Origin of the sequence: Kluyvera ascorbata ATCC 33433, from assembly GCF_000735365.1 — a bacterium.
GTDB classification, from domain to species: Bacteria; Pseudomonadota; Gammaproteobacteria; order Enterobacterales; family Enterobacteriaceae; genus Kluyvera; species Kluyvera ascorbata.
Genome location: NZ_JMPL01000035.1, coordinates 13,045 through 36,808, shown reverse-complemented (window position 1 = coordinate 36,808; position 23,764 = coordinate 13,045). Strand labels below are relative to the sequence as shown.

The window sequence follows — 23,764 nt, the reverse complement described above, 5'->3', positions numbered from 1 at the left end:
ATTTTCGCACGTGGCGGTCGGAGTGCGCTTTACCCGGCCTGGTTCTGGATAACCGTCCTGGATACGCTCAGATATACGGGAATGAGGCAAAATCAACTGCTGCATATTCAGCTCAGGGACGTCAATCTGACAGAAGGTTATATAGATCTGCGCCTTGAGGGGAGTAAAACGCACAGGGAATGGCGCGTTCCCGTTGTTAAGCAGCTGCGTTTGCGGCTACAGCTTCTTCTTACACGGGCAACGGAGGCTGGAGCCGGGCCAAAAGATAACCTCTTCGATGTCAGTTTTTACATTGCCGGGAAAAAGGCAAAATTTGATAGGAATGATGTGACAGTGATGCATCAAAAGATCCGCTCCTTTTTTCGCCGTCTGTCAAAGGAATGTGGTTTTGCCGTTTCGCCGCACCGTTTCAGACATACCCTGGCTACAGAACTGATGAAAGCACCGGAAAGGAATCTTCAGTTGGTTAAAGATTTACTGGGTCATCGTAGCGTAAGCACAACAATGGAATATGTGGAACTCAATATGGACATTGTGGGAAAAACACTGGAAGAAGAATTGTCGCTGCACACAGATCTCTGTGTAGAAAGGGAATTACAACTATTGACACAAAACTGATTGACTGGGATTATTGCCAGTGATCGAGAACAGGGAGCCTGCGGACACAGGCTCCCTGACTTGAGGGACTGATTCAGAAACGTTAACCAGTGCAGATACGCCTACACCGGAGGACATTCCGTAATGACCGGCCCCTGTATTAACCGCCCGTTAAGGTTCTCATCTCTTAACCAGCGTGCTTTGATGCAAAATTAGTGGTGCCCGGACTCGGAATCGAACCAAGGACACGGGGATTTTCAATCCCCTGCTCTACCGACTGAGCTATCCGGGCAACGGGGCGTATTAAACTGGATTACCTTGGTTTCGTCAATGGAAAATCTTTAATGAATCGTTCGTACGCGTGTTTTTTCAGCAAAAAGTGATGATTTTGCTCAAATAACAGTCTTGTTACCTCTACCAGAACTCTACCACAGTAAATAATTGGGGTCTGCTGAAAGACTTTCATATGATTTCTGGCGTTTGGTTTGATAACTGAGAACCTTAGGGGTTATCAATGGATTGTAGATGGTTGATGGCTTGTTTTTGCTGGTTAATTAAAAGACAATTACCGTGATAAATGGATGGGCATAGTCAACATTTACTTTTTATTGAGGGATTAATGATGGCAAGAGCACTGGCCTGCCTTGGCGATAAAACTAGCTATGGAGAAATCATTTCCGCCACCGCAACATGGTTTGAAGGCAACAAGCCAATAGCCCGTACTGGTGACAAGGCATCATGTAGCAAATGTAACGGCTATTTTGAAATCCTTGCCTCCGCACAGGACTGGGCAGAAGAAGGAAAAGCCTATGCTGCCACAGGTGACAAAGTGTTGTGCCGTTGCCCTGATCACTATGTTTATGGTTCAGCCTCGCATCTACCAGCACAGGTGTTGGTTCTCTGACCTCTCGCAATACCAGTCAGTCGCCTGTAGCGGCGCAGCAGGCACAGGATTGAAGTGCCCGGAACTGTATTCGCTTTCAGTGCGCAGATGATGATGGTCAGCTAATGTCCGACTGCCGCTATACCCTTATGTTCCCTGATGGACGTTCTGAGGCGGGAGTGACTGATGAAAATGGGGTTACGGGATGGCATTATGCCGAATCGGCAGGCGATATCAGTCTGCATATTCTTACGGACTGAGGAGAAAGGTATGTCAGGTAACAGATGGAGCGGTGTGCATGGCAAAAACTCCGGGCTGGATGGGGATAAAACATCAACAGGAGCAGTCTGTTATGCCGGGAGTCAGGGCTGGTCAGTAAACGGAAGGCGAAAGCTCTATGTGGGAGATAAAACTTCTTCCTGCCCGAGATGTGGTCAGCCCGGCGTCATTGTTTCAGGTGATCCCCGGCAGACCAATCCACAGGGGAGAGCGGTGGTTGTCTATGGTTCACCAGTCCGGTGCGGATGTGCAGAAGGTACGAACTATGTCATTGCGGCAGGAAATCCGTTAACCGCAAAAATTATCAGTGCGCAGAGCCAACCTGTTCAGCAACCTTCTTCTCGTAACACTCTGCGTTTTCAGTGTGCTGATGATGATGGCAGACTGATGATCGCCTGTCGGTATGTTCTGATGTTCCCGGATGGTCACACAGAAACAGGGATCACGGATAACGAGGGGATGACAGAATGGCATTCTGCTGAATCTGCTGAAAATATTAACCTGCATATATTAATGGATTAATTATGGCTGTGTATTATCTCTGTACCCGTATAAATTCCAATGTTCCGGCTGATTATTTGTTATACGACCTGTGCATTTACCGCATGGATTCCGAAAGGAATAAATATACCCTGATTGATGTAAAACAACATCCTTTTCAGAGTAATTATGAAACGCAAAGTCATATGACCGGAAATATAAATGAGTCTCTATCTACCATTTATATTATGGAAGTCAAAATTTACCGTAAAACCATGCTGCACACACACTGTGTGACGCCTGTGCCGTTTACTAAGATGTATACGCTGGAAGAATTTGCATCAGGTAAAACTTGGTCTCCGGTGAAGCGTGAGAACCCCTGTTATTTTGAGTCAAAAGGTACAATGAAGCCTGAAAGTCAGGGGGGCGAAACAAAAATGATACGAATCACCGTACCAGAGCGCCCATTTATTGCGAAAGAGTATCCTATAGGAACACCACAAGATCCGTTTGAGAAAAATAAAATCGAATCTGATATAAATAAACGATTTTATCACCAGTCTTTTCCATTTCAGGCTAGTGCCAGTGTATGTGGACCTGCTGCATTTTTTTATTGTCTGCAAAAGGATCGTCCAGATGTGTATGCTCAAGCCGCAAGGGATTTATGGCGGTATGGTAAAACTAAAATTGGGGAACTTAATATAGTACCAGGAAAGAGCTGTAGACATCCCGCAGGTCATTTTTATGATGATATATCTGGTCTTGATTGGATGACTCTGGCAGGACTCAGAGATTCAGAGAATGCAATATTTAGTTTTGATACCCTTGATTCCCCAGTCGCGGGTGTCACCATGTGGCAAATACTAACGGAATGGTTTGAAAAGGCTGGATATGAAAAAGTATTCAGCAATGTAGGCATTGCTCAGGCCGGTGTTCAGGGGGTTAGAGATTTAAATAAATATGTAGAGCAAGGCTATAAAGTCGTTACATTGATAAATGATGGACTTCTCGAAGGTAGCGATAATAATACAACATTACCTACACACTGGATTGTGTGGGATGGTACTGTAATGCAGGATAGTAATGGTTATATTAATTTAAAATTGTTTTCTTGGGGGCGGTCCATTAACTGGGTTAAACAAAAGAAAGATTTGCATTTTTTCATAAATAGATTCTTTGGGGGGATGGTCTTCAAACCATTGAAATAGTTATGCGGAAATTTTTTGTTATGCCTATATCGTTTTTGTTATCGGCATGTACCTTACATGCTAATGTTACTCCTGATGGCAAAACTCTTAATGATGCGATAGTCGGAGTGCCATATTCCAGTGAAATAAAAATAAGAGGTGGTGCAGTATTTTCTTTAGATTCTAATGGTAAAGAGAAATTTGTGGGTGAAATAAAACCTTCTGATATAGGGTTAAGTTTGAAATATTGCAATGACTCCCCAGCCCACAATTGTGTCAAGGTTGAGGGTATACCGATTAAACCTGCAATTGTTAATATACGGGTATCTGGCGGATTGTTCGGAACTAATGTGGCGACAGGAGGGCATTTTGATAAAACCTATACTATTACGATCAAAGGTTCAGAAGTGACTCCTTGATAGTGGTTGAGTGGTGAGGGGATGGCGGTTGTTCAGGGGGCTCCCCTCATGTATTTGGATGAATGGATTTTAATCTATAAAAATAACATGAAGAAATTGTTAACTGTTTTTTGTTTGTTAATTCTATCAGGATGTACATTACATGCTGAGTTCTCGCCAGAAAAGAAGGAACTTAACGATTGATTGGTGGGTAAATCTTACTATGCACAGATAAATGTTTTTGGTGGGAGTGTTGCTACGTTGACCAATTCTCATGGTGATAGGGAACTATTGGGTAATATCTCACCAAGTGATATGGGTTTATACTTGACTTGCTATGATAATGATAAATATGATAGTAATTGCCTTCAAGTTAAAGGAGTTCCTACTAAAACAGGATTAATTAAAATTAGTATTTCGGGCTTTTTCAATGTGGCAATGTTTCAAAAGCCTAGCGATTTCGATGAAACCTATACTATTACAATCAAAGACTCAGAAGGGCCTTCTTAACATTGTTTGATTGGTATCTGATATCAAGGATATGAAAAGCCGCTTTTAGCGGCTATCTCGTAAATATAATCATTTTTCTCTGTTTTATGGCTAGCTAACTCAGTTGATATTGCTGCTAATGCATTTAAAAAGCTGACGAATCGGTTTGTGCTTAATGTTGGGGAGTCAATGCTAATGGTAAAACTAAATTGCTTAACGTGTACATCTTTCAGGTCTTATCTGAAAATTATTTCAGCCGCCTGCCTGATTTCCTTCTCATAGTCATAAAGGTTTATGTGGGTTCTGACCTTTGCATCGACAAGGGCATATTCTTTGTTGATAATCATTGTTTTCTCCAGAACTCAGTTAATACGATTTAATCGTCACTAATAATATGTTGTCTTTTTATTTTTTAATTATTGGTGGTTTTTGTTTCATATCGTCTTACCTGATCGAGAATATTCATGTGTGGCAGGGCCTCAATAAAGTCTGTTTGTTCTATCAATGCAAGAAGGTCATTATCAATCTCAAATGTACTATCCGGTAAGACTTCAACCAGCCTGATACGGGAAAGGGAGATAACAAAAATCCCCGCTGGAGAGTGACCCGTAAGAAACCATTCCGCATGACTGCAAAGCAGGCGGTAGGGGTGAACGGTATGGCCGATTTTTTCGTCCGTTCGTATGCGCACCTGTGTCTGGTTAAGAATAGCGAGCGTCAGTCGGCTGAAATCACCAAACAGCGTGGGTTTCTGGCGTGGTTCCGGAAGCATAATCCGGTAAGGTGAAGAGTGTTCCCCGTTGAGCAGAAGGCTTAACAGTTTGGCATCCATAGCGGGTAACAGGCGATCCAGATGCAGCAACCTCGCAAGTATCTTCATGTCCCGTTCAGTGCGGCGACGAAAATAGTGAGATGCAAGGTGATAAACACCGTTATCCTGCACAATATCCACACTGGCATGATAGCTATCTGGTGGGGATCACGCTGTCTGGCACCCAGCAGTTCCACTGTCGTCGCGAGCGTCACCATAGCGTGCCGGGTGATGCCTTCCTGCTGGAGCCGGGGGAAATTCACGATGGTGAAGCGCCGGTGGCTGGTGGCTTTACCTATCTCACCTTTTACCTCGACGAACGCTGGCTGACCAACACCCTGCGCGGGCTGTATGACGCCACGCCGGATAGTTACTCGCTGCACTTTAACCAAACGCTCACCCGCGAACCGCAGCTGGTGCGGGCGATTGGCGAGACGTTTAGCACGCTGCATAGCGATGAAATGCGCATTGTGCAGCAGAGCAGCATGGACGGTCTACTGGCGCAGTTGACCGCGCACTGCCAGTGGTGCAAGCGGCTGCCGTCGGTGATTCAAAGCTCGGCGATTGCCCATCGGGCGCGGGACTATCTGCATGCGCATATGGGCGACAATATTGGGCTGTCTGATTTAGCGCGGGAGACGGGCACCGACCGTTTTACCCTCACGCGCAGCTTTAAGCGCGAGTTCAACCTGGCACCGCACGCGTGGCTGATCCAGCTGCGGCTGGCCAAAGCGCGTCAGCTGTTGTCGCTGGGTGAGCAGCCGGTGGACGTGGCGGCGTCGCTCGGTTTTGCCGACCAGAGCCATCTCGGGCGCTGGTTCCAGCGAGCGTACCGTATCTCGCCAGCGCATTACCGTCGGTTGTGCACAAACCTTCCAGACGTTTCCAATAAATAACGGCACAGTCGAGGCTCCAATAATAAGGAGTCACCTGTGAATATCATGCCGTTTCTGCTGTTTGCCTTCGTTGCGTCGATAACGCCGGGGCCGACCAATATCCTCATTCTTAACAACAGCCAGCACTTTGGCGTGCGGGCGACCATTCCGGCGCTGGCGGTCGTCAGCCTGTTTGCTCCCGCGGGCGAACACGCGCTACGTGAGGTGACGCTGATGGCGCTATGGTTTTTACTGATCTCGATAGCGTGTCTGATGTGCTGGACGTGGCTGGGGAAGGCGGTGAATCGGGTGTTCCGCACCACCGTGGCGATGGTGCGGTTGCAGCGGCTGATGGCGCTGTGCCTGTTGGTCTCCGCCTGGGCGGGGATGCTGGCTTAGGTCAGCGCGCCGTTCTGGCGGCACTGGGCAAAGCGCAGAATGTCTTCGGCGAGGCGTTGCGCGGTGTCCACATCGGCCTGGCTGCGGCTGACCAGCATGCGGCTGAGGCAACCTTCCAGCACCAACTGCATCTGTTTGGCGACCATCGCCGGGTCGTCCACTTCCAGTTGGGTCAGCAGTTCGTGGCTGTAGTCATAGGCGGCCTGCTTTTGCTGCGCGGCGAGCTGATGAATCGGGTGGTCTGCTTCTGGGTAGAAGGTGCAGGCGGCGATAAACAGGCAGCCGGGGTAGCGGTTTTTAGTCACGCAGTCGGTTAGCGCGCTGTAGCGGGCCAGCAGTTTTTGCTCGGGAGTCAGTTCTTCGTTGAGCATCAACTGGCGACGCCAGGTCTCAACCTGCTGGCTCAGGTAGCGCAGCGCGTCATACAGCAGCGCTTCGCTGTCCGGCCAGAAACGGCGCAGTTCGTCCAGTGGACGGTCTACGCGTTCGGCAACCATCTCCAGCGTGGTGCTCGCAATCCCTTCTTGCTCGAGGAGCTGTAGGGCTTCTCCTAGTACGTCTTCGCGTTGCACGTGTCTCTCCTCCGTTGACGGCTATCTGTCTAAAAGTGTTGTCTACGGTTGGCGATCGCGCAAATGTGCGCGGAACGCGGCGGCATCCTTAAAGCCGGTCACCCGTAGTGCGGGCTGCTCGTTGCCGTTCTCATCAAAGAAGAGAATGGTTGGCAGGCCCAGAACCTGTAAATGTTTTAGCAGCGCCATGTCCTGCGCACTGTTGGCGGTGACGTCCGCCTGTAGCAGTACGGTATTTTGCAGCGCCTGCTGCACCTGCGGGTCGCTAAAGGTGTACTTCTCAAACTCTTTGCAGGCCACGCACCAGTCGGCGTAAAGGTCGAGCATGACCGGCTTGCCCTGAGCGTTGGCCAGCGCGGCGTTCAGCGTCTCAACGCTGTTGATGCGGGTAAAGTTGAGGTGCGACTGGCTCTGCGCCACGGTAGTACCAAAGGCCCAATCCTGAAGCGGGCGTACGCTAATCAGCGCGGCGGCGAGCAGGAGTATTTGGCCGATGCGCTGCCACGGCTTTTTCAAACCAAGACTGGTGATAAACGCCCAGCCGAAGAATGCCACGCCGAGCATCGACCACAGTCGCAGCCCCCAGGCGTCACCAATAATACGTTCCAGCAGGAACACTGGCAGGGCGAGGATCACAAAGCCAAACGCGGTTTTGACGTGCGCCATCCATGGCCCGCTTTTGGGCAGCAGGCGGTTGCCGAATACCGTCACCAGAATCAGCGGTAGGCCCATCCCCAACGCGTAGAGGTACAGCGTACCGCCGCCGAGCCACAGGTTACCGCTCTGGGCGATGTACAGCAGAATAGCGCTCAGCGGCGCGGTGGTACACGGCGAGCAGATAAGCCCGGCGATCGCCCCCATCGCAAATACGCCGCCCATTGAGCCGCCCTGTTGGCGGTTGCTCATCAGGGTAAGGCGAGTTTGCAGCGACGATGGCAATTGCAGCGAGAAGGCACCAAACATCGACAGTGCCAGCAGGATAAACACCGCCGACAGGCCGATGAGCACGTAAGGGTGCTGGAGCGCCGCCTGGAACTGCATGCCGGCGGCGGCCACCACCAGGCCGAGCGCGGTGTAGGTTAGCGCCATGCCCTGCACGTAGATAAAGGCCAGCAGCAGCGCACGGGCGGTGGAGAGGCGCTGTTTGCCGCCGAGGACGATGCCGGAGATCAGCGGGTACATCGGCAGGACGCAGGGGGTGAAGGCGATGCCGATGCCGATGAGTAAGGCCCAGAGGGCGGAGAACGGTAAGTCCGCGCTGGTTTCGTCCCTCTCACCTGAGGGGAGAGAGGGAAGGGCTTTGACCGCGCTCAATGGTACGGTTTTGGTTTCCGGCGGGTAGCAGAAGCCTGCGTCGGCGCAGCCCTGGTAGGTGACGGTAAGCGTCGCACCTGCGTTGGCCTGGGTCAGCGTCACCGGTACGGTCAGGCCGTGGCGATAGATCTCGCTTTTGCCGTAGAACTCGTCGCTATGCCATTCGCCGTTGGGCAACTGGAGCGGAGCAATGCTGGCGTTAGTCGGGGTAACCTGCACCTGTTTGCGATACAGGTAGTAGCCGTCTTTCACCTGCCAGGTAAGTTTTACATCGTGCTGGTTTTGCTGAAAATCAAAGGCGAAAGCCTGGTCAGCAGGAACGAATTGCGAGCGGCCGGGCGCGTCGAACAGCCCGGCAAAGGCCGAGGTGCTGCACAGCAGCAGAATCAGCGTAAGGAAGCGTTGAGCCATGAGAGGTAATCGGTATCTGCGTGAGTAACGGGTAAAACCAGAAGTTCGGGCGTTTGATACGGGTGGTGAGCCTTCAGACAGTCGAGCAGCGCCTGCTGGTGCGCGTGGTCGGTTTTCAGCAGCATCTGCACTTCATACTCCTGTTCGAGTTTCCCCTCCCAGTAGTAGAGCGATGTTGCGCCGGGCAGCAGCGTAGCGCAGGCCGCCAGCTTTTCTGCCAGCACTTTCGCCGCCAGGTCCTGGGCGGTGGCTTCATCAGGAGCAGTACAGAGAACCACAACAGCGTCGGGAGTACTCATTGCAAACCTCGTATCGATGAAAAGAGGCACTATAGCACGGCGGGTAATGGGGATTGAATGAATCGGGCCGCAGCGCGGCCCGACTTTAACGATTTTTATAGCGGATTAGAGCATCAGGCCGCCGAAGATAAAACCGAGGATCACGCACAGGGTAATGGCGATCACGCCCGGGATCAGGAAGGCGTGGTTAAACACGTATTTGCCGATGCGCGTAGAGCCGGTGTCATCCATCTCTACCGCGGCCAGCAGCGTCGGGTAGGTTGGCAGCACGAACAGCGCGGAAACCGCCGCGAAGGAAGCAATCGCCGTCAGCGGGGTTACGCCGAGCATCAGCGCCGCAGGCATCAGCGCTTTGGTGGTTGCCGCCTGGGAGTAAAGCAGGGTTGCGGCAAAGAACAGCACCACCGCCAGCAGCCACGGATAATTGTGCAGCAGGTCGCCCGCTACCGCCTGAATGTCGGTAATATGCGCTTTCACGAAGGTATCGCCCAGCCATGCAACGCCCAGCACGCATACGCAGGCGCTCATGCCGGACTTAAAGGTGCTGGCGTTGAGGATCTCGCCGGTATCGACTTTACAGGTGATACAAATCAGCGTGGCGATGGTCAGCATGAACACCACAATCGCTTCGTTACGCGGCAGTACCGGGTTCTGAATCAGCCCGACGGTGTCGCTGATGGCGGTGGCGTAGAACATCACCGCCACAATACCAATCAGGAACAGCAGGACGGAGCGCTTCGCGTGCGGCTTCAGCTCAAACACTTTGCTACCGCGCAGGCGCACTTCACCTTTTGCCAGACGTTCCTGATACACCGGGTCGTCTTTCAGCTCGCAGCCGAGGAAGTTACAGACAACGGCAGTGAGCATAACGGCAATCAGCGTTACCGGAATACAGATAGCCAGCAGCGTCAGGTAGCTCACGCCCATCGGTTCCAGAATGCCGGCGAAGAACACCACCGCCGCGGAAATCGGCGAGGCGGTAATCGCAATCTGCGAGGCGACCACGGCAATAGAGAGCGGGCGAGAAGGGCGGATCCCCTGCTCTTTGGCGACTTCAGTGATGACCGGCAGCGTGGAGAACGCGGTGTGCCCAGTGCCCGCCAGAATGGTCATAAACCAAGTGACCAGCGGCGCTAAGAAGGTGATGTATTTGGGGTGACGGCGGAGCAGTCGCTCGGCCAGACTGACGAGATAATCCATCCCTCCCGCAATCTGCATCGCGGCAATGGCAGCGATAACCGCCATGATGATTTCAATAACGTCAAAGGGTATCGCACCGGGTTTAATTTGAAAGATGAGCGTCAGCACCAGCACGCCGAAACCGCCGGCGAAACCAATGCCGATACCGCCAAGTCTTGCCCCCAGATAAATGGCAAGAAGCACAATGACCAGCTCTGCTCCAAACATAATAGCCTTCCTTGTTTAACAAGTTGATATGTAATTGTTGTGTTTTCGTGAATTATAGAAACAAAAAAGGCATGTCATCATGACATGCCTCAGTTTATTAGTCAGAAAGACTACTGTTCGCTTTCATCGGTATATCGCTTCGCTTTATAGGCCGGATGCATCAGGTTTTGCGGGGAGAAGATATCGTCCAGCTCCGCTTCCGTCAGCAGTCCGCGCTCCAGCACCACTTCACGTACGCTCTTACCGGTTTCGGCACAAATTTTACCGACGATGTCGCCGTTGTGGTGGCCGATGAACGGGTTGAGGTAGGTGACGATACCAATCGAGTTATAGACGTAGCTTTCGCACACTTCTTTGTTCGCGGTAATCCCGTCGATGCATTTTTCCAGCAGGTTGTAGCAGGCGTTGGTCAGGATGTGGATAGACTCAAACAGCGCCTGGCCAATCACTGGCTCCATCACGTTCAGCTGCAGCTGACCGGCTTCAGATGCCATGGTGACGGTGGTGTCGTTGCCGATAACCTTGAAGCATACCTGGTTCACCACTTCTGGCACCACCGGGTTAACTTTGGCTGGCATGATGGACGAGCCCGCCTGCAGTTCCGGCAGGTTGATTTCGTTCAGGCCAGCGCGCGGGCCGGAGGAGAGCAGGCGAAGGTCGTTACAGATCTTCGACATTTTCACCGCCAGGCGTTTCAGCGAGCTGTGTACCATCACGTACGCGCCGCAGTCGGAGGTTGCTTCGATCAGGTCTTCTGCCGGGACAACCGCCAGATTACTGACTTCCGCCAGCTTCTGTACCGCCAGCTGTTGATAGCCGTCCGGGGTGTTCAGGCGAGTACCGATAGCGGTCGCGCCGAGGTTCACTTCCAGCAGCAGTTCTGCGGTGCGCAGCAGGTTTTTGGTCTCTTCGGTCAGCAGCACGTTGAACGCGTGGAACTCCTGGCCCAGGGTCATCGGTACCGCGTCCTGCAGCTGGGTACGGCCCATTTTCAGGATGTCCTGGAATTCCGCCGCTTTGCGCTGGAAGCCTTCGCCCAGCTGATTAATCGCATCAATCAGCTTCAGAATAGAGGTGTACACCGCGATGCGGAAACCGGTTGGGTAGGCGTCGTTGGTGGACTGGCATTTGTTGACGTGGTCGTTCGGGTTCAGGTACTGGTATTCCCCTTTCTGGTGGCCCATCAGCTCCAGGCCGATGTTTGCCAGTACCTCGTTGGTGTTCATGTTAACGGAGGTGCCTGCACCGCCCTGGTAAACGTCTACCGGGAACTGGTCCATGCATTTGCCGTTATTCAGGACTTCATCACAGGCAGCAATAATGGCATTCGCCACGCCTTTAGGGATCGTTTGCAGTTCTTTGTTCGCCAGGGCCGCTGCTTTTTTCACCATCACCATCCCACGAACAAATTCCGGGATGTCGCTGATTTTGCTGTTGCTGATGTAAAAGTTTTCAATCGCTCTCAGAGTATGAACGCCGTAATAAGCGTCAGCCGGAACTTCCCTGGTACCCAACAGATCTTCTTCGATACGAATGTTGTTTAGCATGTGAACCTTCTATTTGCGAGCTGCCAATGATTTCACCAAATACGCATAATCTGAATGGTTATGCGTTTTCTGACCGCAGATTATTTCCTTAATCGGCCCGGTGTCCATGATCATATGCTGATAATAGCGGATTGCAGTAATCTGGATCACTTATTATCAGACGGAACAGATAAGAATTATTGATTTGTGAAATGAGTCACCGCTTGACCATTGTTGACAAAATTATGGACAGGTGCTGATTGAAATACGATGAATCACCACCATCTAAAGGTAGTGTAGCGGGCTGTGAATCGCTGCAAACGCGCGAATCGCGTTATTTTTCGAACAGGAGATGCCAGTGCGCTGGATACCGTTAATTGCCATTTTTCTCTATGTTTACATTGAGATATCGATTTTTATCCAGGTCGCCCATGTGTTTGGCGTCCTGCTGACGTTAGTGCTGGTTATTTTTACCTCCGTCATCGGCATGTCGCTGGTGCGCAATCAGGGCTTCAAAAACCTGATGCTGATGCAGGAAAAAATGCAGGCGGGCGAAAGCCCGGCGGCCGAGATGGTCAAAAGCGTTTCGCTGATCCTCGCCGGTTTGCTGCTGCTGCTGCCAGGGTTCTTTACCGACTTGTTAGGTCTGGTGCTGTTGCTGCCGCCGGTGCAGAAACACCTCACCGTGAAGCTGATGCCGTATCTGCACTTTAATCGGATGCCGGGCGGCGGGTTTGCGGGCGGTACTACGGGCGGGCAGACGTTTGACGGTGAGTATCAGCGTAAGGACGAGCGCCCGGACCAGTTGGACAACAAAGACGATCATCGCCCGTAAGTGGTGGTGATAATAAAAAGCCGGAGCGCGTTGAGCCTCCGGCTTTTTTTATGGCGTTGGTGAGGTTCCGGCGTCGCTGCGCTCGGCCGGGCTACAGGTCGGCAGCGACGCCGGGAATGCTCAGGCCTTCCTTTTCGGCAGCAGCACCCACAGCGCGGCCAGCATCACGATCGCGTACAGGCTTTTCCATCCCACCATTGACAGCAACAGCACGCACAGCGCCACGCCCACGACGGATAATGCGCGGTAGCGCCCGCTTAACAACCGGCAGCCCGCCAGCATGCACAGCAGATAAATCATAATAAAGATGCCGTTGGCGTAGACGATCAGCGCATCGAGGTTGATGTTTAGCCAGTAGCTGGCAAGCGTGCTCACCATGCAACTGCCAATCACCACGCTCAGCGCATTGCGCGGCACCAGCCCCGGCGAGAGGCGCGCCAGATAGCTATCCGGCTTAGACTGCGCCTGCGACCACACCAGCCGGGCGAAGCTTTGAATATAGATATTGAGGCTGGCGAAGCAGGCGAGGAAGCCGACCACGCTCGCCAGCCACAGCGCTTTCACGCCAAACAGTTGCACCACGATGGTCGGCAGTGAGGCCGCCGCGGTATTGGCGGCACCGTAGGCGTGGAAGTGCAGCACCAGCACGGTACAGGCCCAGTAGACCACACCCGCCAACAGCAGGCCGATAATCAGCGCGCGCGGGAAGTCGCGCTCCGGGTTGCGAAATTCTGAGGCCATATGGGCGAACGCTTCTAAGCCGACGAAGCACCAGAACATCACCGATAGCGCGGCGAAAAGCTGTGAACTATCGACATCCGGTAGCGCCGGGAAAGGGATCGCTTTTACAGAAATATCGCCGTAGACCCAAATGGCGGCCAGCAGGGCAACAATCAAAATGGCGACCAGCGTCTGCAAATTAGCGCTGGAGCTGGCGCCGCGTGAGCCCAGCCACCAGACAATCGCCAGCGTCGCCATCTCCGCCATCAGCAGCTGCCAGCCATGCCAGCCGAACAACGCCTGGGTAAAGCCAGAGGCGATATGCAGCGCGGCGGGCAGTCCAACCGGGATAACGGAAAGGAACAGCCAGCCGGTTACGCGGGCGAGGCGAGGGCCAAAGGCCATTTCGACGAAGTGTGCTACGCCGCCGGCGCTGGGAAAGTGTCGACCCAGAAGGGCAAAAACAATCGCCACGGGAAAGACCAGTACAATCAGCGCGGGCCATGCCCACAGGCTATTATCACCGGCGACCAGCGCGCCCAGCGCCGGAACGGCAAAGACGCCGGTGCCAAGCAGCGACGTCGATAGTAATCCTACTCCCTGAGCTAACCCGAGCTCCTGTTTAAGTCCTGCCATGTCCCTCGTCCACACCCTTGCAAAAAGAGCAAAATGTTACCACATCCCCCCTCCCGACGGCCCCGCGGCATTGTGCTGTTCTAAGCCGGTAATTCAGCGATTTATCGTGATTGCGCTGCCGGGCAAAATTTTTTTTAGGGTGCCCCCTTGAAGGGCAAAATAACCATCCCCATCTCTCTGGCACTAGCCGGAAAACCGTTTACGGCCCGGCATCACCCATAACTGATAATGACTTTCTCAAAGGAGAGCTATCAATGAGTATTCGTCCGTTACATGATCGTGTGATCGTCAAACGCAAAGAAGTTGAAACCAAATCCGCAGGCGGCATCGTTCTGACCGGTTCTGCGGCAGCAAAATCAACTCGTGGCGAAATCATCGCTGTCGGTAAGGGCCGCATCCTGGAAAACGGGACCGTGCAGCCGCTGGACGTTAAAGTTGGTGACATCGTGATTTTCAACGATGGCTACGGCGTGAAATCTGAGAAGATCGACAATGAAGAAGTGTTGATCATGTCTGAAAGCGACATCCTGGCAATTGTTGAAGCGTAAGCAACGCGCGAACGAATTTGAGGAATAGAAGAAATGGCAGCTAAAGACGTAAAATTTGGTAACGACGCTCGTGTAAAAATGCTGCGCGGCGTTAACGTACTGGCAGACGCAGTTAAAGTTACCCTGGGCCCTAAAGGCCGTAACGTTGTTCTGGACAAATCTTTCGGCGCACCGACCATCACTAAAGATGGCGTATCTGTAGCACGTGAAATCGAACTGGAAGACAAGTTCGAAAACATGGGTGCACAGATGGTGAAAGAAGTTGCCTCTAAAGCGAACGACGCTGCAGGCGACGGTACCACCACCGCGACCGTACTGGCTCAGGCTATTATCGCAGAAGGCCTGAAAGCCGTTGCTGCGGGCATGAACCCAATGGACCTGAAGCGCGGTATCGACAAAGCCGTTCTGGCTGCAGTTGAAGAACTGAAAGCGCTGTCCGTACCTTGCTCCGACTCTAAAGCGATTGCTCAGGTTGGTACCATCTCCGCTAACTCCGACGAAACCGTAGGTAAACTGATCGCTGAAGCGATGGATAAAGTCGGTAAAGAAGGCGTGATCACCGTTGAAGACGGTACCGGTCTGGAAGACGAACTGGACGTGGTTGAAGGTATGCAGTTCGACCGTGGCTACCTGTCCCCATACTTCATCAACAAACCAGAAACTGGTGCTGTTGAGCTGGAAAGCCCGTTCATCCTGCTGGCTGACAAAAAAGTTTCCAACATCCGCGAAATGCTGCCAGTTCTGGAAGCCGTTGCGAAAGCAGGCAAACCACTGGTTATCATCGCTGAAGACGTTGAAGGCGAAGCGCTGGCTACTCTGGTGGTTAACACCATGCGCGGTATCGTGAAAGTCGCTGCTGTTAAAGCACCTGGCTTCGGCGACCGTCGTAAAGCTATGCTGCAAGATATCGCAACCCTGACCGGCGGTACCGTTATCTCTGAAGAGATCGGTATGGAGCTGGAAAAAGCTACCCTGGAAGACCTGGGTCAGGCTAAACGCGTTGTGATCAACAAAGACACCACCACCATCATCGATGGCGTGGGTGAAGAAGCTGCGATCCAGGGCCGCGTTGCTCAGATCCGCAAACAGATTGAAGAAGCAACTTCTGACTACGACCGTGAAAAACTGCAGGAACGCGTAGCGAAACTGGCTGGCGGCGTTGCGGTAATCAAAGTCGGTGCAGCTACCGAAGTTGAAATGAAAGAGAAAAAAGCACGCGTTGACGATGCCCTGCACGCGACCCGTGCTGCGGTAGAAGAAGGCGTGGTTGCTGGTGGTGGTGTAGCGCTGGTTCGCGTTGCCGCTAAACTGGCTGGCCTGACCGCTCAGAACGAAGATCAGAACGTCGGTATCAAAGTTGCGCTGCGCGCAATGGAAGCTCCACTGCGTCAGATCGTTTCCAACGCCGGTGAAGAGCCATCTGTTGTTGCGAACAACGTGAAAGCGGGCGAAGGTAACTACGGTTACAACGCAGCAACTGAAGAATACGGCAACATGATCGACTTCGGTATCCTGGACCCAACTAAAGTAACCCGTTCTGCTCTGCAGTACGCTGCATCCGTTGCTGGTCTGATGATCACCACCGAGTGCATGGTTACCGACCTGCCAAAAGGCGACGCTCCTGATTTAGGCGCAGCTGGCGGCATGGGTGGCATGGGTGGTATGGGCGGCATGATGTAATCGTGCGCTATACCCCATAGCATCAAGAAACCCCCGAGCAGAAATGCTCGGGGGTTTTTCTTTTGGTCATCTTTTAGGTATAAGGTTTACACACGGGCGGCTTGCGTCCAGCTCATTGATTATGGGGAATAACATGCAGGTAAAATATTTGGCAGGGATCGTTGGCGCAGCGCTGCTGCTGGCCGGCTGTAGCTCAACCACGGAACTGACCTCTGGCGGCCAGAACGTACGCTTTGTAGAAGATAAACCGGGTGCGGAGTGTCAGCTGCTGGGTACCGCTACCGGGACTCAGGGTAACTGGCTTTCTGGGCAGCAGGGTGCTGAAGGTGGCTCTCTGCGCGGTGCGGCCAATGCGCTGCGTAACCACGCCGCAGAGATGGGCGGCAACGTTATTTATGGCGTAAGCAGCCCGACACAAGGCGTACTGTCCAGCTTCGTGCCGACCGACAGCGAAATGAACGGTCAGGTTTATAAGTGCCCGAACTGATTCACGCGTAGCGCCCCCGCTAGTATTTCGGGGGCGTAGTGCGTCAGGCTTTTTCTGCGTTTTTTTCTACGCTTTGCTGTAGTTGATACAGCGCCTGCATGCAGGCATCAGCCGTGAAGGTTTTACGTTTGTCAGAAGAGAGTGCTCTGACAAAAACCTGGCACGGTAAGCCCGCGAGTTTCTTCAACCTTGGGCTGCAATCTAACAGTCGACGGGTGACGGCTTCGACGTCTTTCGTGCCCGGTTTGCTGCGCGTTTTAATCACCGTCCCGCTAAACTGCGTTTTCCCTTCGGTATCGGTATAACGATAGATAACCGCCAGATGGTGAACGAACAGGTTTCGTTTCCAGGCCGGATGGTCGTATGTGTCGTATTCCAGATTACCGCCTGCCTGGCAGTCCACATCGTACAGTGGCAGGAAATCCAGCATGGAAGAGATGCGCAGCGACAGCTCGTTCATCCCCGCGTTATTGATGGCATGGACCATCACGGTCACCAGCAGCTCGATTTGCAGCAGATCAACGACCAGCTCGACCTTTTTGCCGGAATGCAGCGTCAGGGTGAACGTCTGGGTTTCATTGTCATCATGCGTGAGTGCGATGGCGTTGACGCGAAGATTCACATCGGCTTGCTCCAGCTCTTCGCGCTGCAAAGCTGGGATATTCTGGTGCATTTTCGCAGTGGCTTTATCGCGCGCCTTTTCGTAGCGGCTACGCTCGTCGGCGTTGAGCTGCGGGATCTGCGCAAGACGGTATTCGAGGGCAATCAGCAAATCTTTCAGCACGATAGCGGGCAGGAAAAAGAGCGACTCTTTGTTACGCGGCTCTTTAACTTTTAAGGCCAGCGCAATGAAGTTATTTTCCTGACGAATAACGCCTGCGTTAATGCCTTTGATAGAAATAGACAAACGGTTCTCCTTAACCATTTTTAGGTTAAATGTGTTTACTTAACTTATTGATTTAAATTATTTTTAAATGAATCTTAATAGTTAAAATAGCACAGACCATTATGATGTCCAAAAAAGAGGCAGACCGAAGTCTGCCTTTTCATTTCGTTTATTGCTGACGTAGCTGGAGATCCAGTCGGTGTTTTACTGGGCTCGCCGCCAATTTCTCGCGCCAGTCTCGGCACCATATAGCCGGAGATAAGCGTGAGCAGTTCGCGCATAATTTCTCGCGCTTCGTCATCGCTGACGAGGAAGTGTGCCGCGCCCTGTACTTTATCCAGCACGTGCAGGTAATAAGGCATCACGCCGGCATCAAACAGCGCATTGCTGAGGTTCGCCAGGGTCTGCGCGTTATCGTTCACGCCGCGCAGCAATACGCTCTGGTTGAGTAACGTTACGCCTGCCCGGCGTAAGCGTACCATGGCCTGACGGAACTCATCGTCAATCTCATTGGCGTGGTTGATATGGTTCACCAGCAGGATCTGCAACGATGAACGTTCAAAGCGTGCCGTCAGCGTGTCGGTGATACGTGCTGGAATGACGATCGGCAAGCGGCTATGAATACGCAGGCGCTTGATATGTGGAATGGCCTCAAGCTGGGTGAGCAGCCAATCTAGTTCGTGATCTTTTGCCATCAGCGGATCGCCGCCTGAGAAAATGATTTCGTCCAGTTCCGGATGCGCACTTACATAGTCCAGCGCAGCCTGCCAGTTCCGCTTATTGCCCTGATTGTCGGCATACGGGAAGTGACGGCGGAAGCAATAACGACAATTCACCGCACAACCGCCTTTTACCAGCAATAGCGCACGATTACGGTACTTATGCAGCAGTCCGGGCACCACGCTGTGCTGCTCTTCCAGCGGATCGGTGGAAAAACCGGGCGCGGCAATAAACTCTTCTTGCGAGGTAAGTACCTGACACAAAAGCGGATCGTTCGGATTGCCTTTCTCCATTCGCGCCACAAACGCACGCGGAACGCGTAGGGCAAACAGGCGCTTAGCCTCACGGCCAGCGAGCAAATTTTCATCAGCGTCTATATTCAGAAGACGTAATAGTTCATCCGGATCGGTGAGAACATCGGCAAGTTGCATCAACCAATCTTCTCTGGATGGGGTATTTAGGGTTACAATATGCGCCATTTTGTGGCTTAGCTACCATTTAACAATTTCAGAGGGCCTTATGGCGACTTACTATAGCAACGATTTTCGTGCTGGTCTTAAAATCATGATGGACGGCGAACCGTACGCGGTTGAAGCCAGTGAATTCGTTAAACCGGGTAAAGGTCAGGCATTCGCACGCGTTAAGCTGCGCCGCCTGCTGACCGGTACTCGCGTAGAGAAAACCTTCAAGTCTACCGACTCCGCTGAAGGCGCAGACGTTGCCGACATGAACCTCACCTTCCTGTACACCGACGGTGAATTCTGGCACTTCATGAACAACGAAACCTTCGAGCAGCTGGCTGCCGATGAGAAAGCGGTTGGCGACAACGCTAAATGGCTGCTGGATCAGGCTGAATGCATCGTGACCCTGTGGAACGGTCAGCCTATCGCCGTGACCCCACCGAACTTCGTTGAACTGGAAATCATTGAAACCGATCCAGGCCTGAAAGGTGATACCGCAGGTACTGGCGGCAAACCAGCTACCCTGTCCACTGGCGCAGTGGTTAAAGTTCCACTGTTCGTCCAGATTGGCGAAGTGATCAAAGTCGATACCCGCTCCGGCGAATACGTATCTCGCGTGAAGTAATTCATGCTTTGATCGCCCGGCGCAGCAGCGATGCTGCGCCAGCCTTTACCCCGTCCGTTCCAATCTTCTGTTTTTCCCGCTTCGTCTTCTTCCGAAAAAAAACGCTGATATCCAACATCCTGAGTGAAGTTGTCTATGCTTATGAAGCAAGATAACGATAACTGGCTCTTAAGGATGACATTATGGTGAAAAAAGCGATCGCAGCATTTTTTACGGTTCTGGTTCTCTCCTCTGCACTGACGGCCTGTAACACGACGCGGGGTATCGGTGAGGATATTTCCGACGGTGGTAGCGCAATTTCTGGGGCAGCAACCAAAGCGCAGCAATAAATCGAGTCTGACGGTACGACGCACGGTTGTACCGTCGTTTTTCAACGCTTATACTTCCCTCTGTTACACCTTCCAACACCTTGCGGGACGACCCGTAGGCGTATCTCACCCGGGGACGGCCCCATCATTATGGAGCCTGCTATGTCCTGGTTAATTCTCTTTGTTGCTGGTCTGTTGGAAGTCGTCTGGGCCGTTGGTCTGAAATACACTCACGGTTTTAGCCGCCTGGTGCCGAGCGTGATTACCATTGTGGCGATGATTGCCAGCATGGCGCTGCTGTCGTGGGCAATGAAAAGCCTGCCGGTGGGAACGGCCTATGCGGTATGGACGGGGATTGGCGCGGTAGGCGCGGCGATTACCGGTATTCTGCTGCTGGGTGAGTCGGCAAGCCCGATGCGCATCGCCAGCCTGGTGCTGATTGTGATGGGGATTATTGGCTTAAAGATGAGCGCGCATTAATGGCGCTGGCCTAAACGCCTTGGCCGGGCTACGTATGATGTCGTAGCCCGGCCAAGCGTAGCGCCGCTGGGAAGCGGCACGACGTTAAATAAACAGCACGCCGACCAGCGTTACCACCGTCAGAATCGCTGCCAGACCGTAGAACACCCACTTCCCGTTCGGGACGTGGATTTTCAGATCATGCATTGCGTGATGAATACGGTGTAAACCGCACCACAGCGGCAGTACGATCATCAGGAAGATAAACGCGCGGCCAATCAGGCTGTGGGCAAAGCCCAGCACGCGTTCGTAGCTGAAAGCATCGGCCGGTGCCAGGCCTAACGGCAGCAACACGCCAACCAGCAGCACGATGACCGGCGCAATAATCGCGCCCCACATCCCGCCTGCGCCAAACAGACCCCAGAATACCGGTTCATCGGAACGTTTTGGGTTCGGGTTAATCATACCAGTCTCCTTACCAGAACAACGCGACAAGCAAAATCACCACGCTGACGAGCGCAGTAACCACCCAAAGCCCTTTGATAATCGGCTCTGGCCCCATTTTTTCGCTTTTAACGATGATGTTGGCAGCCTTCGGCGCCAGCTCAAACCAGGTTTTGGTATGCAGCAGTGCGGCGACCAGGGTAATCAGGTTCAGCACCACCACCACCGGGTTTTGCAGGAAACCGACGTAGCCCACCCAGCTTTCCGCGCCGTGCTTCAGCGCAAACAGGCCGTAAATCAGCACGATGCTGAACCACACCGTCGGTACCGCCGTCCCTTCACGCAGCATATAGAAGCGATAAAACGGCAGATTTTTCCACCAGGTGGACGGCATCGGCCGTACATAGGGTTTGCGTTTAGTCGTCATCATGCACTCCTTAGCGTGGTTTCAGGGTGGCAATAAGAAAGTCTTTCGAGCTTTCCACTTTGCCCTGCTGAATAGCGGCTGCCGGGTCGACGTGTTTCGGACACACTTCGGAACAGTAGCCAACAAACGTACAGGTCCAGACGCCGTTCTGGCCGTTTAGCTGCGCCATGCGTTCTTTCTTACCGTGGTCGCGGCTGTCTTCGTTGTAGCGATGCGCCAGGGTAATCGCCGCCGGGCCAATGAACTCTGGGTTCAGGCCAAACTGCGGGCAGGCGGCATAACACAGACCGCAGTTGATGCAGCCTGAGAACTGGTGGTACTTCGCCATCTGCGCCGGGGTCTGGGTGTTTGGCCCCTGATCCGGCGTGCGTGGGTTGCCGATGATGTACGGCTTAATCGCTTCCAGACTTTCGATAAAGTGGGTCATGTCGACCACCAGATCGCGCTCGATAGGGAAGTTTGCCAGCGCCTCGACCTTGATTCCTTTGGTGTGTTCGCGCAGGAAGGTTTTACAGGCGAGCTTCGGCACCTTGTTGACCATCATGCCGCAGGAGCCGCAGATAGCCATACGGCAGGACCAGCGATAGCTCAGGTCCGGCGCGAGGTTATCTTTGATGTAGCCCAGGGCATCGAGCAGCGAGGTCTGCTCATCGTAAGGCACTTCATAGAAGGCGCTGTGCGGTGCGCTGTCCACTTCCGGGTTGTAGCGCACAATCTCAATTTTTAAATTCTGCATCTCAGCCATTCGCCGTCTCCTTCTTCTCGGCCGCTTCGGCTTCCGCGCCGTAGACGCGTTTTGCCGGTGGCAGGGTCGTTATCTTCACATCGCTGTAGTCGAGGCGAGTTGTGCCGTCGGCGTCGCGGAAGGCGAGGGTGTGCTTGAGGAAATTGACGTCGTCACGTTCGGTGCAGCCTTCGTCCAGACGCTGGTGCGCGCCGCGGGACTCTTTACGCGCCATGGCGGAATGCGCCATACATTCGGCAACGTTCAGGCCATGGCCCAGCTCGATGGTATACAGCAGGTCGGTGTTGAAGACGCTGGAGGTATCGGTCACGCGTACGCGTTTGAAGCGCTCCTGGAGTTCAGCCAGCTTATCGATGGTTTTCTGCATCAGCTCCGGCGTACGGTAAATGCCGCAGCCTTCTTCCATCGACAGACCCATTTCGTCGCGGATCTTCGACCAGTTTTCGTTACCTTCCTGATTGACCAGCGCTTTCAGGCGGTTTTCGATATCGCTGACCTGCGCGTCCAGCGCGCTGCCGTTGGCTTCACCGGCGGTTGCCGCGCGAGCCATCGCCTGTTCACCGGCCATGCGGCCAAACACCACCAGTTCTGCCAGCGAGTTGGAGCCCAGACGGTTGGCACCGTGCAGACCGACGGAAGAACATTCACCGACGGCAAACAGACCTTGAATACGGGTTTCACACTGCTGATCGGTTTCAATACCGCCCATGGTGTAGTGTGCGGTTGGACGGACCGGAATCGGCTCTTTCACCGGGTCGACGCCCACGTAGGCTTTCGCCAGTTCGCAGATAAACGGTAGACGTTCCAGCAGTTTTTTCTCGCCGAGGTGGCGCAGGTCGAGGTAGACCACGTCGCCGCGCGGCGTTGGCACAGTATTGCCTTTGCGCCATTCGTGCCAGAAGGCCTGGGAGACTTTGTCGCGTGGACCCAGCTCCATGTATTTGTTTTTCGGTTCGCCGAGCGGGGTTTCCGGGCCCATGCCGTAATCCTGCAGATAGCGATAGCCGTTTTTGTTGACCAGAATGCCGCCTTCACCGCGGCAGCCTTCGGTCATCAGGATGCCCGAACCCGGCAGACCGGTTGGGTGATACTGAACAAATTCCATGTCGCGTAATGGAACGCCGTGGCTCAGCGCCATGCCCATGCCGTCGCCGGTGACGATGCCGCCGTTGGTGTTGTAGCGATAGACGCGGCCTGCGCCGCCGGTAGCCATCACTACCGCATTGGCGCGGATTTGCACCAGCGAGCCTTCCATCATGTTCATCGCCACCAGGCCACGGGCCTGACCGTCATCGACCAGAATGTCGAGGACGAAGTGTTCGTCAAAGCGTTGAATTTGTGGGAACTGAAGGGAGGTCTGGAACAGGGTATGCAGCATGTGGAAGCCGGTTTTATCGGCGGCAAACCAGGTGCGTTCAATCTTCATACCGCCGAAGCGGCGAACGTTGACGCTACCGTCTGGCCGACGGCTCCACGGACAGCCCCACTGTTCGAGCTGGGTCATTTCGGTTGGGCAATGATGGACGAAGTAATCGACGACATCCTGCTCGCAAAGCCAGTCGCCGCCGGCGACGGTGTCGTGAAAATGGTATTCGAAGCTATCATGGTCCTGTGCGACGGCGGCGGAGCCACCTTCTGCGGCCACCGTGTGGCTGCGCATAGGATAAACTTTTGAGATCAATGCGATTTTGGCTTTTGGGTTGGCCTGGGCGGCTGCGATAGCAGCACGTAATCCGGCTCCGCCTGCGCCAATGATGGCTAGATCGGCTTGAAAGGTTTGCACGACATTCCTCCAGATTTTTGTTATTTCACAACAGGCTGCGTCGGGGGATATCACGTGGCCTGCGCAAAAACGT

The 23,764-nt window shown here is 53.2% G+C and carries 27 protein-coding genes, 1 tRNA gene and 1 pseudogene; 15 read left to right on the top strand and 14 right to left on the bottom strand.

What is annotated here, in order from left to right:
* A partial coding sequence (locus GKAS_RS10815; RefSeq protein WP_035894254.1) for a site-specific integrase occupies positions 1-618 on the top strand: 618 nt, incomplete at its 5' end.
* Positions 619-813: 195 nt separating this feature from the next.
* On the opposite strand, the gene GKAS_RS10810 is transcribed toward GKAS_RS10815, so the two are convergent.
* Positions 814-889 (bottom strand) — tRNA-Phe (locus GKAS_RS10810).
* Between the two features lie 330 nt (positions 890-1,219).
* On the opposite strand from GKAS_RS10810, the gene GKAS_RS25285 reads away from it, so the two are divergent.
* From GKAS_RS25285 to GKAS_RS24835, 5 genes are all read left to right on the top strand, one after another.
* A complete protein-coding gene (locus tag GKAS_RS25285; protein WP_072011385.1) occupies positions 1,220-1,501 on the top strand; it encodes a PAAR domain-containing protein in 282 nt (93 codons plus the stop codon).
* A gap of 249 nt (positions 1,502-1,750) precedes the next feature.
* Positions 1,751-2,281 (top strand): PAAR domain-containing protein, encoded by a 531-nt coding sequence (locus tag GKAS_RS23860; RefSeq protein ID WP_072011384.1) that lies wholly within the window; start codon positions 1,751-1,753, stop codon positions 2,279-2,281.
* 2 nt (positions 2,282-2,283) lie between these two features.
* Positions 2,284-3,447, top strand: coding sequence for a hypothetical protein (locus GKAS_RS10800; RefSeq protein WP_035894244.1), 1,164 nt, complete (start codon positions 2,284-2,286; stop codon positions 3,445-3,447).
* Between the two features lie 20 nt (positions 3,448-3,467).
* On the top strand, positions 3,468-3,845 hold the full coding sequence (locus GKAS_RS23855) for a hypothetical protein (protein WP_246870731.1): 378 nt from the start codon (positions 3,468-3,470) through the stop codon (positions 3,843-3,845).
* Between the two features lie 186 nt (positions 3,846-4,031).
* Positions 4,032-4,334, top strand: coding sequence for a hypothetical protein (locus GKAS_RS24835; protein WP_147281560.1), 303 nt, complete (start codon positions 4,032-4,034; stop codon positions 4,332-4,334).
* 391 nt (positions 4,335-4,725) lie between these two features.
* Here GKAS_RS24835 and GKAS_RS10795 read toward each other — a convergent pair whose 3' ends face one another.
* Positions 4,726-5,193, bottom strand: a complete 468-nt coding sequence (locus tag GKAS_RS10795) for a WYL domain-containing protein (RefSeq protein WP_246870730.1) — start codon at positions 5,191-5,193, stop codon at positions 4,726-4,728.
* A 32-nt stretch (positions 5,194-5,225) separates the two neighbouring features.
* Here GKAS_RS10795 and GKAS_RS10790 point away from each other — a divergent pair, with 32 nt between their 5' ends.
* Positions 5,226-6,020: an AraC family transcriptional regulator gene (locus tag GKAS_RS10790; RefSeq protein ID WP_051910755.1), complete on the top strand. Its 795-nt coding sequence runs from the start codon at positions 5,226-5,228 to the stop codon at positions 6,018-6,020.
* Between the two features lie 36 nt (positions 6,021-6,056).
* Positions 6,057-6,398 (top strand): hypothetical protein, encoded by a 342-nt coding sequence (locus tag GKAS_RS10785; RefSeq protein WP_035894242.1) that lies wholly within the window; start codon positions 6,057-6,059, stop codon positions 6,396-6,398.
* On the opposite strand, the gene GKAS_RS10780 is transcribed toward GKAS_RS10785, so the two are convergent.
* From GKAS_RS10780 to aspA, 5 genes are all read right to left on the bottom strand, one after another.
* The gene (locus tag GKAS_RS10780; RefSeq protein WP_035894241.1) at positions 6,395-6,970 is read right to left on the bottom strand and encodes a transcriptional regulator; all 576 of its coding nucleotides are present in this window, start codon (positions 6,968-6,970) and stop codon (positions 6,395-6,397) included. The genes GKAS_RS10785 and GKAS_RS10780 overlap by 4 nt on opposite strands.
* Before the next feature lie 42 nt (positions 6,971-7,012).
* Complete coding sequence (locus GKAS_RS10775) at positions 7,013-8,695, bottom strand: protein-disulfide reductase DsbD (protein WP_035894240.1); 1,683 nt, start codon at positions 8,693-8,695, stop codon at positions 7,013-7,015.
* A complete protein-coding gene (gene cutA / locus GKAS_RS10770) occupies positions 8,671-8,994 on the bottom strand; it encodes a divalent cation tolerance protein CutA (RefSeq protein ID WP_035894239.1) in 324 nt (107 codons plus the stop codon). The genes GKAS_RS10775 and cutA overlap by 25 nt, the downstream gene beginning before the upstream one ends.
* A 105-nt stretch (positions 8,995-9,099) precedes the next feature.
* Positions 9,100-10,401, bottom strand: a complete 1,302-nt coding sequence (locus tag GKAS_RS10765) for an anaerobic C4-dicarboxylate transporter (protein WP_035894238.1) — start codon at positions 10,399-10,401, stop codon at positions 9,100-9,102.
* A 110-nt stretch (positions 10,402-10,511) separates the two neighbouring features.
* Positions 10,512-11,948: an aspartate ammonia-lyase gene (gene aspA / locus GKAS_RS10760; protein WP_035894237.1), complete on the bottom strand. Its 1,437-nt coding sequence runs from the start codon at positions 11,946-11,948 to the stop codon at positions 10,512-10,514.
* Between the two features lie 337 nt (positions 11,949-12,285).
* On the opposite strand from aspA, the gene GKAS_RS10755 reads away from it, so the two are divergent.
* Positions 12,286-12,762, top strand: coding sequence for an FxsA family protein (locus GKAS_RS10755; protein ID WP_035894236.1), 477 nt, complete (start codon positions 12,286-12,288; stop codon positions 12,760-12,762).
* A gap of 120 nt (positions 12,763-12,882) precedes the next feature.
* Here GKAS_RS10755 and yjeH read toward each other — a convergent pair whose 3' ends face one another.
* A complete protein-coding gene (yjeH, locus tag GKAS_RS10750) occupies positions 12,883-14,118 on the bottom strand; it encodes an L-methionine/branched-chain amino acid transporter (RefSeq protein WP_035894235.1) in 1,236 nt (411 codons plus the stop codon).
* A gap of 254 nt (positions 14,119-14,372) precedes the next feature.
* On the opposite strand from yjeH, the gene GKAS_RS10745 reads away from it, so the two are divergent.
* The 3 genes from GKAS_RS10745 to GKAS_RS10735 all read left to right on the top strand — a co-directional run bounded on the left by GKAS_RS10745 (position 14,373) and on the right by GKAS_RS10735 (position 16,833).
* Positions 14,373-14,666 (top strand): co-chaperone GroES, encoded by a 294-nt coding sequence (locus tag GKAS_RS10745; protein ID WP_003855929.1) that lies wholly within the window; start codon positions 14,373-14,375, stop codon positions 14,664-14,666.
* 33 nt (positions 14,667-14,699) lie between these two features.
* Positions 14,700-16,346, top strand: a complete 1,647-nt coding sequence (groL, locus tag GKAS_RS10740; protein WP_035894234.1) for a chaperonin GroEL — start codon at positions 14,700-14,702, stop codon at positions 16,344-16,346.
* 133 nt (positions 16,347-16,479) lie between these two features.
* Positions 16,480-16,833 (top strand): DUF4156 domain-containing protein, encoded by a 354-nt coding sequence (locus GKAS_RS10735; protein ID WP_035894232.1) that lies wholly within the window; start codon positions 16,480-16,482, stop codon positions 16,831-16,833.
* A gap of 43 nt (positions 16,834-16,876) precedes the next feature.
* Here the strand turns inward: GKAS_RS10735 and yjeJ are convergent, their stop codons facing one another.
* Both yjeJ and epmB read right to left on the bottom strand, forming a co-directional pair.
* Complete coding sequence (gene yjeJ / locus GKAS_RS10730; protein WP_035894231.1) at positions 16,877-17,740, bottom strand: YjeJ family protein; 864 nt, start codon at positions 17,738-17,740, stop codon at positions 16,877-16,879.
* Positions 17,741-17,888: 148 nt separating this feature from the next.
* Positions 17,889-18,918 (bottom strand): annotated as a pseudogene (gene epmB / locus GKAS_RS10725) (EF-P beta-lysylation protein EpmB).
* Positions 18,919-18,958: 40 nt separating this feature from the next.
* On the opposite strand from epmB, the gene efp reads away from it, so the two are divergent.
* The 3 genes from efp (at position 18,959) to sugE (ending at position 20,313) form a co-directional block, all read left to right on the top strand.
* The gene (gene efp, locus GKAS_RS10720) at positions 18,959-19,525 is read left to right on the top strand and encodes an elongation factor P (protein WP_035894230.1); all 567 of its coding nucleotides are present in this window, start codon (positions 18,959-18,961) and stop codon (positions 19,523-19,525) included.
* Between the two features lie 182 nt (positions 19,526-19,707).
* Entirely contained in the window at positions 19,708-19,854 is a 147-nt protein-coding gene (gene ecnB, locus GKAS_RS10715) for a lipoprotein toxin entericidin B (protein ID WP_035894229.1), read from the top strand.
* Between the two features lie 141 nt (positions 19,855-19,995).
* Complete coding sequence (sugE, locus tag GKAS_RS10710) at positions 19,996-20,313, top strand: quaternary ammonium compound efflux SMR transporter SugE (RefSeq protein WP_035894227.1); 318 nt, start codon at positions 19,996-19,998, stop codon at positions 20,311-20,313.
* Between the two features lie 84 nt (positions 20,314-20,397).
* Here the strand turns inward: sugE and frdD are convergent, their stop codons facing one another.
* The 4 genes from frdD to frdA are packed head-to-tail and all read right to left on the bottom strand — an operon-like array spanning position 20,398 to position 23,691.
* Positions 20,398-20,757: a fumarate reductase subunit FrdD gene (gene frdD, locus GKAS_RS10705; protein WP_035894225.1), complete on the bottom strand. Its 360-nt coding sequence runs from the start codon at positions 20,755-20,757 to the stop codon at positions 20,398-20,400.
* 10 nt (positions 20,758-20,767) lie between these two features.
* A complete protein-coding gene (gene frdC, locus GKAS_RS10700; RefSeq protein ID WP_035894224.1) occupies positions 20,768-21,163 on the bottom strand; it encodes a fumarate reductase subunit FrdC in 396 nt (131 codons plus the stop codon).
* A 10-nt stretch (positions 21,164-21,173) separates the two neighbouring features.
* On the bottom strand, positions 21,174-21,908 hold the full coding sequence (locus GKAS_RS10695; protein WP_035894223.1) for a succinate dehydrogenase/fumarate reductase iron-sulfur subunit: 735 nt from the start codon (positions 21,906-21,908) through the stop codon (positions 21,174-21,176).
* On the bottom strand, positions 21,901-23,691 hold the full coding sequence (gene frdA, locus GKAS_RS10690; RefSeq protein WP_035894222.1) for a fumarate reductase (quinol) flavoprotein subunit: 1,791 nt from the start codon (positions 23,689-23,691) through the stop codon (positions 21,901-21,903). Before frdA ends, GKAS_RS10695 begins: the two co-directional genes overlap by 8 nt.
* Positions 23,692-23,764: the final 73 nt, after the last annotated feature.